14 protein-coding genes are annotated in these 16,021 nt (G+C 33.5%); 5 read left to right on the top strand and 9 right to left on the bottom strand.

Going from position 1 to position 16,021, the window contains the following annotated elements:
• Nucleotides 1–160: 160 nt before the first annotated feature.
• From N4A45_00750 to N4A45_00740, 3 genes are all read left to right on the top strand, one after another.
• Nucleotides 161–1,759, top strand: coding sequence for an ABC transporter ATP-binding protein (locus N4A45_00750; GenBank protein MCT4663743.1), 1,599 nt, complete (start codon nt 161–163; stop codon nt 1,757–1,759).
• A 103-nt stretch (nt 1,760–1,862) separates the two neighbouring features.
• The gene (locus N4A45_00745; protein ID MCT4663742.1) at nt 1,863–3,176 is read left to right on the top strand and encodes a hypothetical protein; all 1,314 of its coding nucleotides are present in this window, start codon (nt 1,863–1,865) and stop codon (nt 3,174–3,176) included.
• Between the two features lie 210 nt (nt 3,177–3,386).
• On the top strand, nt 3,387–5,789 hold the full coding sequence (locus N4A45_00740) for a KAP family NTPase (protein ID MCT4663741.1): 2,403 nt from the start codon (nt 3,387–3,389) through the stop codon (nt 5,787–5,789).
• Here N4A45_00740 and N4A45_00735 read toward each other — a convergent pair.
• The 3 genes from N4A45_00735 to N4A45_00725 all read right to left on the bottom strand — a co-directional run bounded on the left by N4A45_00735 (nt 5,775) and on the right by N4A45_00725 (nt 9,174).
• Entirely contained in the window at nt 5,775–6,281 is a 507-nt protein-coding gene (locus tag N4A45_00735) for a GNAT family N-acetyltransferase (GenBank protein ID MCT4663740.1), read from the bottom strand. The two genes, N4A45_00740 and N4A45_00735, sit on opposite strands and share 15 nt — an antisense overlap.
• A 249-nt stretch (nt 6,282–6,530) precedes the next feature.
• The gene (locus N4A45_00730) at nt 6,531–8,516 is read right to left on the bottom strand and encodes a hypothetical protein (protein ID MCT4663739.1); all 1,986 of its coding nucleotides are present in this window, start codon (nt 8,514–8,516) and stop codon (nt 6,531–6,533) included.
• A 484-nt stretch (nt 8,517–9,000) separates the two neighbouring features.
• On the bottom strand, nt 9,001–9,174 hold the full coding sequence (locus N4A45_00725) for a hypothetical protein (GenBank protein ID MCT4663738.1): 174 nt from the start codon (nt 9,172–9,174) through the stop codon (nt 9,001–9,003).
• 87 nt (nt 9,175–9,261) lie between these two features.
• Between N4A45_00725 and N4A45_00720 the strand changes: the two genes are divergently transcribed.
• Nucleotides 9,262–10,179 (top strand): AraC family transcriptional regulator, encoded by a 918-nt coding sequence (locus N4A45_00720; GenBank protein MCT4663737.1) that lies wholly within the window; start codon nt 9,262–9,264, stop codon nt 10,177–10,179.
• A gap of 66 nt (nt 10,180–10,245) precedes the next feature.
• Here N4A45_00720 and truB read toward each other — a convergent pair whose 3' ends face one another.
• From truB to N4A45_00705, 3 genes are read right to left on the bottom strand one after another with little or no spacing between them, the layout of a single operon-like run.
• The gene (gene truB, locus N4A45_00715; protein ID MCT4663736.1) at nt 10,246–10,944 is read right to left on the bottom strand and encodes a tRNA pseudouridine(55) synthase TruB; all 699 of its coding nucleotides are present in this window, start codon (nt 10,942–10,944) and stop codon (nt 10,246–10,248) included.
• A 3-nt stretch (nt 10,945–10,947) separates the two neighbouring features.
• Entirely contained in the window at nt 10,948–12,165 is a 1,218-nt protein-coding gene (gene hflX, locus N4A45_00710; GenBank protein MCT4663735.1) for a GTPase HflX, read from the bottom strand.
• A gap of 15 nt (nt 12,166–12,180) precedes the next feature.
• Nucleotides 12,181–12,588 (bottom strand): hypothetical protein, encoded by a 408-nt coding sequence (locus N4A45_00705; GenBank protein ID MCT4663734.1) that lies wholly within the window; start codon nt 12,586–12,588, stop codon nt 12,181–12,183.
• 77 nt (nt 12,589–12,665) lie between these two features.
• Between N4A45_00705 and N4A45_00700 the strand changes: the two genes are divergently transcribed.
• Nucleotides 12,666–13,556, top strand: coding sequence for a GNAT family N-acetyltransferase (locus N4A45_00700; GenBank protein ID MCT4663733.1), 891 nt, complete (start codon nt 12,666–12,668; stop codon nt 13,554–13,556).
• A gap of 29 nt (nt 13,557–13,585) precedes the next feature.
• On the opposite strand, the gene N4A45_00695 is transcribed toward N4A45_00700, so the two are convergent.
• From N4A45_00695 to N4A45_00685, 3 genes are all read right to left on the bottom strand, one after another.
• Nucleotides 13,586–14,305, bottom strand: coding sequence for a response regulator transcription factor (locus N4A45_00695; GenBank protein ID MCT4663732.1), 720 nt, complete (start codon nt 14,303–14,305; stop codon nt 13,586–13,588).
• A 76-nt stretch (nt 14,306–14,381) separates the two neighbouring features.
• The gene (locus N4A45_00690) at nt 14,382–15,176 is read right to left on the bottom strand and encodes a helix-turn-helix domain-containing protein (GenBank protein MCT4663731.1); all 795 of its coding nucleotides are present in this window, start codon (nt 15,174–15,176) and stop codon (nt 14,382–14,384) included.
• 217 nt (nt 15,177–15,393) lie between these two features.
• Nucleotides 15,394–15,993: a superoxide dismutase gene (locus N4A45_00685; GenBank protein MCT4663730.1), complete on the bottom strand. Its 600-nt coding sequence runs from the start codon at nt 15,991–15,993 to the stop codon at nt 15,394–15,396.
• Nucleotides 15,994–16,021 lie beyond the last annotated feature (28 nt).

The raw sequence follows: 16,021 nt of genomic DNA, 5'->3' as shown, positions 1-16,021 counted from the left end.
TTGAATTTATACAGATGACTTGTTCAAAACTCACTTATGAATAAAGTGAAATAAGTGAGTTTTCACAATGAATCGGCACAATAGCTATGAGTGAATTAACTCTGAAATAGTATTAGTTTTTATCCATTACAGTATATTCGTATAAACAAAACAGACGAAAATGCTTAGAATTCAGAATTTCGGAATAGAAACAACAAATGGGAAAGAACTCTTAAAGGACATTAATTTTGATCTTGACCAAGGAGTTTTTCTTGCCGTAGTTGGGGAATCGGGTTCTGGAAAAAGTCTGACAGTACTTTCGATAGCACAACTACTATCTCATAATCTTAAAACTTCAGGAGAAATCCTTTGGGAAGGAAAGGATATATTTCAGTTTTCAGAAACAGAAATGACTAACTTTCGGAAAGAACAATTGGCATTTATATTTCAAAATCCAATGCATTGCTTAAATCCCTCTATGCGTTGTGGTAAGCAACTAGAAGAAGTTCTAGAATTAAAGAGTTTTTCTAAAGACCAATGGGAGAATAGACTTAAAAAAGTACTAGATCAAGTAGAGCTTAGAGAAACGCAAAGAATCTTACAAAGTTATCCACACGAACTTTCAGGAGGTCAAAAACAAAGAATCATGATTGCCATGGCTTTGTTGTCTGAGGCTCAATTAATCATTGCTGATGAGCCAACGACTGCTTTAGATGTTTTGGTTCAAGACGAGATATTGCAATTACTCAAAAAAATACAAGAAGAAATAGGTGTTTCTATCTTATTTATTACCCACGATTTAAATCTTGCCTTTCAGTTTGCAGATCAAATTTTGGTCATGAAAGACGGAAGAATAGTTGAGCAAGGCACTGTAGAAATCATTAAAAATACCCCAAAAGAACTTTATACAAAGGCTTTGATGCTTTGTCGTCCACAAAAAATATATCAACGTCCTTTGCCTACCGTTACTCAGATAATGAATGATGAAAAACAAACCTTATCATTCAAAAAGAAAGCCTTGAATCAAGAACATATACTTTTTTCTATAAAAGAATTATGTTTTGGTTATGAGGAAAATAAAACGATACTTCATCATATTAATTTAGATGTTTACGAAGGGGAATCTTTGGGAATAGTGGGAGCTTCGGGTTCAGGAAAATCTACTTTGGGAAGATGTATCATGCGTCTTTCAGAGGAGTATTCGGGCTCCATTCATTGGAAAAATGAAAAGGAAATAAGAGAAATTCCGATATCTGATTATCGAAAAAATATTCAGATGATTTTTCAAGATCCTTACGGTTCTTTGGATGCCAGAGCTAAGGTTTCAAAGCAATTAGGAGAACTGTATCAAATATATCAACCGAAGTTGAATAAGAAAGAGCGAATCATAGCAATTAGCCAATTACTTGTTCAGGTGGGCTTAACGCCCGATTTTTTTGACAAACGCCCTAGAGAAATGTCTGGAGGGCAGCGTCAAAGAATTTGTATTGCTAGAGCGTTGATTACTGGAGCAAAGGTGCTTATTCTAGATGAATCTCTTGCAGCACTAGATGTTTCTATCCAAGCGACAATGATGAATTTACTCAATGATCTTCGAGAAAAATTTGGTCTCACCTATTTATTTATTTCTCATGATCTTCAATCCGTAAACTATTTTTGTGATAGAATTTTGGTATTAAACCAAGGGAAAATAGAAGAATTGAATTCCAGTGAAGCACTTATCAAAAATCCACAATCAGTATATACACAAAAGTTGATCTCTACGGCTTTTATTGGGTGAATTTAATTTTGGCTTTGTTGATTTAGTAATTACTAAAAAGTAATAATCATTATTGTTTTTGTGTCAAATTATATACATTTGCCACCGCAAAAAACAAAAAAAGATGAAACTCGCACTTAACTCATTTTTTGTTCTAATATTTTTTGTGTCAAATTCTTTTGCACAAGTGGGTATTGGAACAATATCACCAAATCCTTCGGCAATTCTCGATGTTACCTCAACAAATAAAGGTTTTTTACCTCCCAGATTAAGTTTTGCAGAGCTTACAGCTATCCAAAACCCTGCGGAAGGTCTCATGGTTTATTGTAAAGATTGCTGTACCAGCGAAGGAACGATCTCATTTTTTAATGGAGACATTTGGAATTCATTGAAGTTTGATGGTTGTACTTTAATTGATCTAGACAATGATGGAATCCCAAATGCCATCGATCAAGATATCGATGGTGATGGAATTCTAAATATCCATGATAATGTAACGGTGAGTCTACCATCAAACCCTGGTTTTGAAAACCTTGATAATGGTGCTAGTTTCCCTAGTGCAGGGGGGTGGACACACGTAAATCAAGCAAATGTGCCTTATTGGTCAACAACAAACACACAAGGGAAAATAGAGTTGGCAGCTGCTGGTTTTGCAAGTACTCAGCCTTATGAAGGAAATTATTTTGCCGAGCTCAATGCCAATCAATTTGCTTCATTGTATCAAGATGTTGCGGTTATTGAGAATTACCATGTGAACTGGTCTATTGCTCATAAGGGTAGAGAAACACCATGGGGAGCACCACGAACAGATGCCATGATTATCAAAATTGGTCCCATAGGGAATCTAACTGCTGTAGATACGGTTTTTACTCATTCTTCAGCTTGGAAAGTGTATTCAGGATCTTATAGTGTTCCTTCAGGAGTTACTCAAATAAGGTTTGAATTTGCAGCTTATATAGGTTATGGTTCAAGTTATGGAAATTTTATTGATGCTTTTACATTAGAACTGGAAGCTAAAGATATTGATGGGGACGGATTAGAAAACCAAATGGACCTTGATTCTGATAATGATGGAATACCAGATAATGTGGAGTATCAAACTTCTTCCAATTATATTGCCCCAGGTACACAATCTGATGCGCAAGGAAGACTCCAAGCTTATGGAAATAACGGATTAACAAATCCTACAGATTCAGATGGAGATAATCTTTTAGATTTCTTAGATGCCGATTCAGATAACGATGGGCAAACCGATATTCAAGAGTCTGGTTTTACTTTTTCTAATTCTGATAAAGATAATGATGGATTGCATGACAATGCAGATGCCACTCCAAATTCAGGATATCAAGATGTAAATGGAAAGGCCGTTAATAATTCTGGAAACAATATGCTTCCAGATGCCAATAATGGTACCGATAATGAAGATTATAGAGAGTAAATAGAAGCAATTGTATTGAGCAAGTACGTTCATGAACTCAAAATGAAAATAAAACCATCAGGATTCTACATGTTTTGCGAGTTCTGTAGAAAACAAGCTATTTAGTATAATAACTAAAAGTTAATGATGGTCATCTCCATTTTTCTTAATTGAAAAATGGAGATTTTTTTTTGATTTGATTATTTTTGTTACAATATTCAATTTTTATATATGGCATCTATTCAACAAATTATTCAACAAAAATCAGCCTATATTAAGCTCATTGTAGTTTTAGTATTTCTGAATCTTTTTTTGTTTCTCGTAATGTCTAAGCTTTCATACTTGGTGAAGGACTTTTTTACCTTTGTTTTAAATAAGGAAAATATTGGGATTTCTACAACTATCGTTGTGATAATTGGAGGAATTATGGTGCTCAAAATAATAATTTTTGAAGCGGTTTTACGCTTTAGAGATTGGATGATAGCCATTAATATACTTCTTCTATTCCTTTTTGGCTATTTTTCTGATTTAAAGGATCTAAATTTCGGAAAAAAAGAAATTTTACAAGTCTTCGTGTGTCCTATTGGTTTAACCCTTGTTATTGCGGCTCTCTTTGCATCATGCAAAGTAATAAAAAAACGAGCACGTGAAAAGGCTGAAGAAAAAGCGGGCTCTTTGCTTAATGATGAAACCAGTGAAGAGGCAGATCAATTGAATAGAAGTGATGAAGTAAAAATGATTTTCAACAAAATTTCGGAAGTAAAAAACAATAATGACGCTTTTACCTTATCCATTTTAGGTAAATGGGGAGAAGGTAAAACTACTTTTATGAATTTACTTGAGAAGGAAGTTGAGTCCGAAAATCATATTAGCTTTATTTTTCATCCTTGGAAACTGAATTCAAAAGAAGCTATTTTAAGAACCTATTTTGATGAGCTAGAACGCCATTTATCGTTCTATTTCTTTGATATCGATAAATCAATAAAGCGGTATTTGGTCAGTATAAACAGTGCCTTTAAAAAGTCTTGGCTGGATAGTGCTTTAAGTTTATTCTATCCTAAACAAACACAAAGAGAAATATATGAATCATTAGTAAAAAAAATTAATTCCTTAGATAAAAAAGTCTGGGTGTTTGTTGACGATCTTGATCGCTTGGATGCTCAAGAAATAATGGAAGTATTTAAACTCATTAGAAATACCGCAAATTTTCCAAATATGGTCTATGTTCTCGGTTATGATAAAGAGTATGTTGCTAAACAATTGAAGCGTTCCATAGATGCAAATCCTTATCATTTTATGGAAAAAATTGTCAATTTAGAATATGATTTAGGGCTTGTAAAGCAGGAAATCTTTTTAAATTATTTTATAAGAAAATTAAAAGAAATATTTCCTGAAAATTTGCAGGAAATATCTAATTTGGAAGCTCATTTTGCAAGTTTGAGACTAGGTTTAAGAGTTGTTGAAAAGCATGGTGTAAGTTCAGATGATGAATTCGATAACCTAGGAATTTCTTTTTTAAGGATTAATAATTTCAGAAAGATAAAAAGGATTCTGAATGCATTGATAATTTTTAAGCAAAGCCCGAATTTTAAATATTTTTGGTTTCACCAAGTTTTTTATCTAAGTATTCTAAAAACTGGCTATTTAAAAGCTTACTCCTGTTTAAAAAAAGATATCGAGAATTTATCCTATAAATCTATGAAAGATCAAGAAAACAAGGGCTTTATTACTGATGTAAATGAAAATATGGAAACCTTAATAAAAAAATTATATAAAGAGGATAAAAGGGGTCAAAAGGAAGTTATGTATATCATTAAAGAATTATTTTCAAAAAAAAGTGAAAATTCTGTATCTACATTGGCCATTTCTCATATTGAATATTACCATTATTATTTTAATTCGCAGATCTTCACAATTGATATCAAACATTTTGAAGATATTTTCTCTAATACTTTTGAACTCACGCAAATTGAGAAATGGATAAAAGAGGGGCTTGATAAACAGATTTACTTAATTATTGAAAATAAATTAAGATCTAATTTGGGTCTTAAGCCTTCTTTAGACTTTATCGAAAAAATATGCAGTCTGAACCAAAAAAGAGACAATGGACAGTTTATTTCAAACTTAGTTAAGCTATTAAATGATTCTTTAAGAGTGCATATTGGGATTGAATCACCAGAGCAGATTGCCGGTGGTGAAAGTGAAGAGCAAAAGGTCGTGATTGTCAATGAACATTTAGAAATTATTAAAAGTGTAGAGCAGAGAATGCAATTTTCAATTATTTGGTTTTTTCAAATTCCCGTTACTTTCTATAAGCTTATAGATAATGATCTTTACTGTGATTTTCTAAAAAGAATCCATAACTCTATAAAAAAATCCCCAGAGATTGATTTTGGAAATATAATTGGGGGTCTTGATAAACTTAGGAAATCAAGAGTAGAAAATAGGCTACTCGCAGAAAATGATGGTTTAAATAGTGAGATTATCAATTTGCTGATAAATCAAAAAAGATTAACAAAAGAGAATTTAAATGGATATATATATCATGCGGAATACCTCAGAAATTTTCATAATGAATTAAAACAAATTGATGGACTTAATGAAGAAGAATTCCAATGGTTATTCGGGGAGTAACACCCTCTCAAAAGCCAAGCGTTCAGAACCTCTAAAATAGACTTTGCCACAATAACTATAGTTCAGTTTTTTGAAAATATGGAGCATGGGTTTGTTGTCAAAGTTGGTATCCACCTTGATGCTAAAAACACCTTGAGATAGTGCTATATTTTCAACTTCTTTAAATACCCTTTTGGCAATTCCTTTCCCAAGGTATTCTGGTGAAACTGCCAAGCGGTGGATCACAAGAAAGGATTGGTTAGTTAGCCATTTTCCTACAATATCTGCATAAGCAGGCTCTTTGTCTTTTACAATCGATAAATAAGCCAAGATGGTTTCATTCTCCATCAAAACATAGCCAGAATGCGCATCAATATCCTGCTGAATAGTTTGAATATTTGGATAACCATCTTGCCATTGATTACTACCGTCTTCTTTTCTTCTTTCTATGGCTTTTTGGAGAATATGCCAGATGGTCTCTATTTGAGATTTTTGCGCTTTTATGAGTTTCATTTGATATTATGCTGATTACTTGCTAAAATTACTCATTTATTCACTACGTTCATAGTGATTTTTAGCAAGTAATCAGCATAATACCTTTGAGTAGATGAATGCAATAGAGATATTGTGTAGAGCTCTCGGGACAAAAAAAACAAGAGGTTTTATACTTCACAATCAATGAAAGCTTATTAAATACTAAATCCCTTACTCTATTTCAAATAGTATAAGGGATTTAATGTTACTCTAAAAAATAGATTTTTTTTAATGTACCCAAGTATTATTTATTGCATTGGGAAATTCTGCTGGTCGGAATGCATGCTTAGTAGTATCTACGGTTCTCATTAAATTGTTATATGTAGTTGCTCCTGCGGTATAAATTTTTCCATCCTCTGTTATGAGTCCAGTTACCCATTCAAGGGTTTTTATTGACCTTACTCTAGATCCATTAAGCGCTGATAAATTTACTTCAACAAATTTATTAAAACCAGCAATTCCTGGCACAGGATTCTGAACACCACCAGCGAAATGGAAGTTGCTTCCTCTCATATAGAGCTTGTTGTCGGAAGTGAGGACAAATAGTCTAGATCGAGCATTATCATAGTTATTGGCTAAATAGATCCTAACTATATTGGCAGTGCTATAATTTAGGGCTCCAGTTGGATCTTTTTGTATTTCTTCAAAATGTTCTACATGTTGTGCTCCCGTGTTTGAAACCGCACCACTTATACCTGCAGCACCATGCCCTGCTACATAAAGAGAACCATCGGTTAATAGAACTACCGTATTAGTAGCGGTAGCTGTCAATTGGGCAACTTGATAGTTTTGAGGGAGTCTTTTATTTACGGAAGGGTCAGCGACCCCTTCAACTTTACCAAATCTCCTGTAGTCAAGGGGATTAGATAGACCTGTACCTCCGTATAATCTTCTTCCTGTAGCCCAAATTTTATTATTTTGATCGATAAAAAATGCCCTTTCTCTAGTTGCAAAGATTGAGATAGGGATAGGCACCTGCCCATTGTTTTGATTTTTATAGTAGTCATCATCTAAATCTAAATGCTGAAACGTAGCTATATTGTCTGTAGATTGATTTCCGAGTTGCCCATAGGCCCCAGCTCCTGTTCGATAAATCTTGTGGTTATTTGTAAGTAGATAAGATGTTGCCCAACCTGCACTCACTTGTATTACTTTTTCGTTAGCGGGTAAAAAATTTGAAATAACTACAGGTGTTAGATAAAAACTATCAGGTAGACCTAGTTCCCCCAAAATGCTACTTCCAAATCCGTACACTATTCCTTGTGCATCTAATGCCAACGTGTGACTATTACCGTTACTTGTTTCTACTATTTGTGCCACATTTCCATTGTGATTAGGGAAATTAATTTTTTCAAAATCAGAATGAGGTATAGGACCTCCATTCACACCTCTACCTGCGGCTCCGCCACCTGTTAATCCTGTTGAATAAACTTCTCCTAAGTTGTTTACATATACGGAGGTCCAGCCACATGCTGAGGTAATTTTATTACAATCACAATCTTTTACCGTAGTAGAAATTTTATTTTGTTTATCTACCCCCTGTTCTTTGTAAGTTAAATAGATATCAGCCACAAAAGCATTAATAGTGGTTGTTCCTAGTGCCGTAGTATTTAAGTCTTGTCTATAAGTGATTGTAGCAGTGGTTGTAGAATTAGGTCCACTTGCCGTAAGGTTTGTTAAGGTGGGTTGGCTAATGCTCTGAATCACGTCCCCTACTACATTAACAGCTACTAAAGCGAGGTCTGTCACAGCAATAGTCGTACGAATAGTAATCGTTTGTTCGTAGGTGGCTTGTTGAGAGAAATCGGATTTAAAATTTGCTCTTAACGCTAAAGATCCACATGTAGCACTAAAATCATTGCTTTCTGCAATATCAAAACACGTTTGTGTGCTTAAGCTAAGGCTTCCTGATGGGTTGTTTGGAGCTGTAGGAGATACGCCTCCTCCACCACTTCCTGAGCAAAGGCTTTGCCAATCCGCAGTGTTATTCCCTCCACCGGTGGCCGTATATACTTCTAGGCATTTTTTAGTGGAATTATAAATAAGTAAGCCTTGGGCTGGATTTACAATGGCGTTTCTTTCTGCTTCAGTTAATCTTGGAGGCAAAAAACCTTTATTTGTGCTTTCAATATCTAATATAGCAGATACATGCGGACTAATAGTTCCCATACCTACCTGAGCGTAAATAATTGAATGAATTGCTAGTAATAGCAAGATAGTTATCCTTTTAAACATATGAATTAGTATTTTATTTGTAGTCTATTTGAGTTTTTTTTAATTACAAAAAAATTAACATTATTGATCTACTCAATAGTAAAATTGCCACAAAGTTAAGTAATATTAATAATATACTTGTGAGGAAAAATGGAAATAATGTATTAAGTATTAGATATGAATTGATTATTGCAACATTTGTATTGTTTTAATAATAAACCATTAAGGGTTGTAAGTGTAGTCTTTTATACACAAAGTAATGTTAGTGTGTTATAAGTTTTACCATTCAAAGACTATATGACAGATTTCTCTAAGATTACTAATCTTATTCGCATGTGCTGGTTGTTTATTGAAATCAAAGAAAAGAGTTTTTCATTTGTGAATTATCCAGTTCGTTAGTTTCGTAAGAGTAATGGTTACATAACTTATTGCTATTGGTCCAAATCAAAGTCATTTTCTACGATATTGATAATTTCATTTTTCTTCAGATTATCAAAACATAGCCAGAATGCGCATCAATATCCTGCTGAATAGTTTGAATATTTGGATAACCATCTTGCCATTGATTACTACCGTCTTCTTTTCTTCTTTCGATCGCCTTTTGGAGAATTTGCCAAATAGTCTCTATTTGAGATTTTTGCGCTTTTATGAGTTTCATTTGATATTATGCTGATTACTTGCTAAGAGCAAGATAAGTATAAAAAAATAAAAGAATCTATTCTATCTTTGGAAAAAGAGTCATCTGTTGAAAACACCTGAAAACTATACCGAAACCGAATATATTAAAAGAATTAATGAAGTATTCACCTATATTGAAGAGCATTTGCAAGAAGATCTTTCTTTAGAAAAAATTGCTCGCAAGGCTTTATTTTCTCCTTTTCATTTTCATAGAATTTTTAAAATCATTGTAGGAGAAACGCTCAATGAGTATATCACTCGAAAGAGATTGCAAAAAGCAGCGAATAGACTCATTCATGACAAAAATCTACTTGTAGCTTCTGTGGCTGTGGATTGTGGATTCGGAAGTCATGCAAGCTTTTCTCGTGCATTCAAGAAAAAATATGATATGAGTCCTACAGATTTTTATAAAAAAAATAATCATCGCAAGATGAATCAAATCAATAGCAATAATCATCAAATACTTGAAGAAAGGCAGCAATACATTTGTACCATTGTTCAACTAAAAAAATGGATTACTATGAATGCAAACATTGAAGTAAAAGAAATGAAACCTATGAAAGTTGCCTATATTACTTGTATAGGAGTAGGGAAAATGCCGGGGAGTTTTGAAAGGCTCATCCAGTGGGGAGCTCCAAAAGGATATATGACTCATCCCGAATTTAAAATGGCGACTTTATATCATGATAGTTTTAAAACTACTGAGTCCGACAAAGTAAGAATGAGTGCCTGTATGGTGGTACATGAAGATGTGATGCCCGATGGAGAAATAGGAACTCAAACAATTCCTGGCGGAAAAATGGTGGTGAGTAGAATGGAAATCGGTTTAGAAGAATTTGAAAAAGCTTGGACAGGGGCTTTTATCTGGTTAAACGATCAGGGTTATGAAATGGCAGAGGCACAACCTTTTGAAATCTATCAGAATGATTATAGGACACATCCTGAAAATAAATTTATTTTGGATATCTGTATTCCTATAAAGTGAAAAAATCCCCTAGATTGAGAAATGTAATCTAGGGGATTTTAGTTTAATAAATCTTAATCGATAGTTTTACTCTATTTCCGATTCAATTTTAGAAACGAGTTCTGTTAATTCCCAAGCATTTTTCACAGAAAAATCCCCAATTTTAGTTCTTCTTAAAGCAGAAAGATGTGCACCCGATTTAAGTTTTTTTCCAAAATCATAGGCAAAAGAACGAATATAAGTTCCTTTGCTACACAGGACCCTAAAATGGATATTGGGCATAGATATTTTGGTGATTTCTACTTCGTAGAAAGTGATCTTTCGGGCTTTTACCTCCACTTCTTCACCCCGACGAGCTTTTTTATAAAGCGCTTCTCCCTTTTGTTTTAGTGCCGAGAAAATGGGCGGAAATTGATCTTGTTCGCCTAAAAATGAATCAGCAATTTCTTGAATGGCTTCTTCGGTGATATGTTCAGTGGGATACTCTTGGTCTATTTCTGTTTCCAGATCATAGCTTGGAGTGGTTCCTCCCAGAGTAATAGTTCCTGTATATTCCTTGGCTTGCCCTTGGTACTCAGTAATTGTTTTGGTTTTTTTACCCGTACATATAATGAGCAAACCTGTAGCAAGTGGATCAAGCGTTCCGGCATGTCCTATTTTTATTTTTCTCAGACCATAAGTCCTACGAATCGCATGCTTGAGTTTATTTACCGCCTGAAAAGAAGTCCATTCCAATGGTTTGTCTACAAGGAGTACTTCACCTTTTTGATATTTGGTTTGTTCCATGAATTAAGAATCTTGTTCTTCGTCGTAATAATCAAATAAGAAACTGTTGTAAGGAAAACGCTTCCTGTGAATGTCTGCAATAGGTTTATAGAGTTTTTCCTTTAGTTTATTGATGTCTTCACGATCTCTTGCTGAGATAAAAATGGCATCAATATGCTCTTTGTTTTGATAATGATTTTGATAATATTCCAAAGAAAGATTCTCTCTCAAAACAGGGGTTAAATCATCTTCATCTTTTGGGGTAAAATCAAATAAATCAATTTTATTGAAAACCATCATAACAGGCTTGTCATCGGCATTTATTTCTTTTAGAATACCTTCTACGGCGGCAATATGATCTTCAAAACTCGCATGAGAGATATCTACTACATGAATGAGAAAATCGGCTTCTCTTACTTCATCTAGTGTAGATTTGAAAGATTCTATTAATTGGGTAGGTAGTTTTCTAATAAATCCAACAGTATCTGTTAATAAGAATGGAAGATTTTTTACTACTACTTTTCTCACCGCAGTATCTAGTGTGGCAAAAAGTTTATTTTCTTCAAGAACCTGAGACTTGCTCAAAGAATTCATGAGCGTTGATTTTCCTACGTTTGTGTAACCCACTAAAGCAGCACGAACCAATTGTCCTCTATTTTTTCTTTGAGTTGCCATTTGTTTATCAATGGTCTTGAGCCTCTTCTTGAGTAGAGAAATTTTATCACGTATAATCCTTCTATCTGTTTCAATTTCTTTTTCTCCAGGACCTTTCATTCCTATTCCCCCTTTTTGTTTTTGGAGGTGAGTCCACATTCTTGTAAGACGTGGAAGTAGGTATTGATATTGGGCAAGTTCCACTTGTGCAACGGCATAAGAAGTTTGAGCACGGGCAGCAAAAATATCAAGGATTAGATTGGTTCTATCCAGAATTTTACAATTCATCATCTCTTCCAAATTTCTCAGTTGCGAAGCCGAGAGCTCATCATCAAAGATTACGGTGTCTATATCCTGTTCTTTGATAAAGACATTGATTTCTTCAATTTTTCCTGTTCCAATAAAACTTTTAGGGTTTGGCTTGGTCAATTTTTGTTGAAAACGCCCAAGAGTTTTTGCACCCGCTGTAAACGCTAGAAATTCTAGCTCATCGAGGTATTCCTGAGCGGTGGTTTCATTTTGAAGCTGGGTAATTACCCCCACAAGAACAACACGTTCTTTTTTATGTTTTTTTATTTCTATAGACATAGAGTATTTTCTTGTTTATGCCAACCAGAATGGTAAAACTCTCAAGGCAATAAAAAGCACAGAAAGACCATAAAGAATCGTTCTTGTCTTCATGACTCCTGCAGTAGGATTCTTTTTTGTTTTAGAATGAGCAATAGTTACAAATACGGCAACTAATACCATCATCATTGGGTGTTCTACAAATCTTAATCTTGCAGCCTTTTCTCCCATATAACTCCCAAAATTCATGATGTGAGGAGAGAATAAAATCAGTCCGAAGAGCAATTGAATATGCGTAAGGATTAAGGCGATCAAAGATAACTTTAGGTCCTTTACTCCAAATTTTTTCTTCAATAAACCAATTGTGGAAGTAATAAATGCAATAAAGATAACCATAGCCACTAGGTAGCTAAAATGACTGTGTAGAGTTTTGATAAATTCCATGTTGTTTGTCTTTTATTTTCAAATGTAATAAATTAGCCTAAAGAAGCTGCCATTATTAATTTTTTCATTCAAAAAAGTTGTCAGAAATACAAGTAATCTCTCGAGAAAATATCAATATTCAGTTTTACCAAATCTGTGTGCAAGATGCTAAGGTCTATGCGCAACCTTGGTATTTAGACATCGTTTTTGATAAAAAATGGGAGTGTTTGGTGTTTGGGAATTATGACTTTGTGTTACCAATTTCTCTCCAAAAAAAAATGTTTTGGAAATTTGCTCAACTTCCTATTCTTACACAGCAGTTAGGGATTTTTCCCAATAAAAATATTCCAGAGGAGGTTTTATTAGCTTTTTCTGATAAATTGCAATCTCGCTATCATTATATAGCTTATTCTTCGGTTCAAGATTTAAAATTAGGGAAGGCTCAAGAAAGAACAAATTGTATGCTGTCATTGGCGGATTATCCTCCAACAGGGAAAAGAGGGGAACGACTTAGGCGTGCCATTCGCTCTGCGGTAAAAAACCATATTATTGTTCAGCCCTCTACAGATATCGAAACAAGTTTAACTTTCTATTTTAATAATTTTCATTTTACAGGAGCTACCTTAAATAGATCTCAAGAAAAGCAAATGAGAAATGTTTTGTCTCAACTATTTTCTTGTGGAAAATTAAAAATATACCAAGCTTACAGAGAAAATGAACTTGTAGCGATAAATATGTGGTTAATACATAAGGAAACTGCTTACTATATGGTTTCTATCTCGAATGAAGTTGGGAGAAAACATCGAGCGATGAACTTACTGGTTCATACTTTTATTGAACAATGCGAAAATGTCAAAACGATAGATTTCGAGGGATCCAGTATAGAAGGGGTAAAACGATTTTTTAGGAGTTTTGGAGCCGAAGAAGAACGTTACTATTTAAATACTCAAAACAGACTTCCTTACTTTCTCCAATTTATAAAGAGGTAGTATTTATAACAAGTAATTGGTGTGTGTGATTATCTATTAGATTTTTCAATTTCACTCCATCGGCTATTGAAATGATCTTTAAAGCTACCAGAGATGGGGATAATTTCATCTTTAATCACAATTTCTTTAGAGTTAAACTGGTCAATCCTGCTCAAATTGATAATATATCTACGATGAGTTCTCACGAGATAGTCTCTGGTGTTCTCTTCAAGGAACTTTGGAATACTATTTCGTAGAATATAATTTTGATCATCGTAGAATAAGATAATATAATTTCCTTCAGATTTTACGAAGTGAACTTTCTTCAAATCAATTTTAATCTTATTTCTGTTGCTTTTGATATAGATAAAATCTGGTTCTTCATCCTTTTTCGCATATTTTTCAAGAATCAACTTAATATTTGTAATCACATTCGTCTCAACGAAAGGTTTCATAATATGCGTCTCTGCACCAGATCGAATAATCCCTTGAAGTGTTTTAGAATCATTGTATGCGGTGATAATTACAAAGGGAATTTCTAAGTCTTTGAGTTTTTTTCCGAGCCAGAAACCATCGTTTTCACCTGCTAAATTGATATCTACTAATACTAAGTCAACTTTAGACTTGTTTTCACTAATCAGTTCATAAGCTTTCTCGGCAGTTGGCTCTGATCCAATGAAAGCAAAGCCATTATTTTTTATCATAATTTCTAAAGCTAATCTTGTTAAAGTTTTATCTTCAACAATGAAAATTCCAAATTCTGTATTCATTTGAGTTTATAATGGATTAGACTTTTGTTTGGAAATGTAAATAAAAAATATCAAAAGACAATAATGAAATAGGTGGTTATTTCACATATTGGCTTTCCCAACGTGAAATAGTATTTCGGCTTACTTGGTATTTTCTTGCGATTTCACTGGTTGTTAAATTATTGTCTTTCTTTTCTTTTAATATCTTGCTTATTAGATCTTTATCAAAGCTTTTTAACGATTGATACATCTCTTTTGAGTACTTGCTGTCTAGGTGTTTACTGATTTCACTATTTATAGCAATTACATCTTTTATATTCTCAATAGTATCAATTTTGTCTAATAATTCTGTACTTTTAAGAGAAGAATGAGACTTCAGCATATCCTTGAAAATCCTCTTATGATTTACATCATTTATTTTAGGAATAATCTTTTTTTTTTCAACTTCATTATTCGTTGCCCCATTATGTTTTTTTATCCAGCGATAAATGGTTGTTTTTGGAATCGAATATCTATTGATGATTTCCTGAATTTCCAATTCCTTTTTTTCTATAAGTTCAAGGATAAAAGTTTTTATTTCAGGTGAATAATAGTTTTTTCTAAATTCAGGATATACTTTTTTAGTGTTTTCTTTTGGTGCTTGAGCTCTAGCAGAAGATGGACTATAAATTTGTAAATGTGTGTGGTAGAACATGAATAGATTGTAGTCTAAAATCTTACTCCACTTTAATAAAACAGAGGCATCTAGACTTTCGCTTTCATACATATTCATAAGTTCATTATGGTCACAGTTCAATAGTTTTGTTAAATCGAAATTATCGAAATCTTTATCTTGAACTAATTCAAAAATAATCTTACCAATATGGATTTCTTTAAATTGGTTACTGTTCATAGTATGTAAAATTGGTGCGTGTATATTTATATATAATTACTAATATATAAAAAACAATAGATAGTTGAATTATTTCTTCAGTAATTGTGAAGAACCCCCTTATTTTTGTGATTTATGTGCTATAAATAAAAAAAAAAGAGTGTTACACCTTAGTGTAACACTCTTCGTATTTTGTCTATCTTCTTAATTATGGATTAAGAAGAATTTGGATGATGCTTTAAGCATTTTCCATGTTTTTTTGAACTTGCTCCCAGTTAATCAAATTCCAAAATGCATTGATATAATCAGGACGACGATTTTGAAACTTTAAGTAATAAGCATGTTCCCATACATCAAGTCCTAAGATTGGTGTACCACTACATCCAATACCCATTAATGGGTTATCTTGATTTGGGGTAGAGCAAACTTCTAGTTTTCCGTTTTTCACACAAAGCCAAGCCCACCCAGAACCAAATCTAGTAGCAGCAGCAGCGTTGAATTCTTCTTGTAGTTTTTCAAAGCTTCCAAAATCTCTATCAATTGCTTCAGCTATTGCTCCCGATGGTTTTCCTCCACCGTTTGGACTCAAAATATTCCAGAAAAGACGGTGATTATAATAACCTCCTCCGTTGTTTCTTACTCCTCCAGGAAGGCTCTCACCCTTTGCCATCATTTCTTCAATACTCATTTCGGCATACTCTGTACCTTCAATGGCTGCATTGAGTTTTGCAGTATATCCTGCGTGGTGTTTGCTATGGTGAATTTCCATAGTCATTGCGTCAAAATGTGGCTCTAATGCATCGTATGCATACGCTAATTGTGGTAATTCGAATTTCATTTTTTTAATTGTTTTTTGGTTGTTGTTT

The sequence above is a fragment of the Flavobacteriales bacterium genome (assembly GCA_025210805.1).
Lineage (GTDB): Bacteria > Bacteroidota > Bacteroidia > Flavobacteriales > CAJXXR01 > JAOAQX01.
Note: the sequence above shows the minus strand (reverse complement) of the source record. Positions and strands in the feature narration are given on the sequence as shown.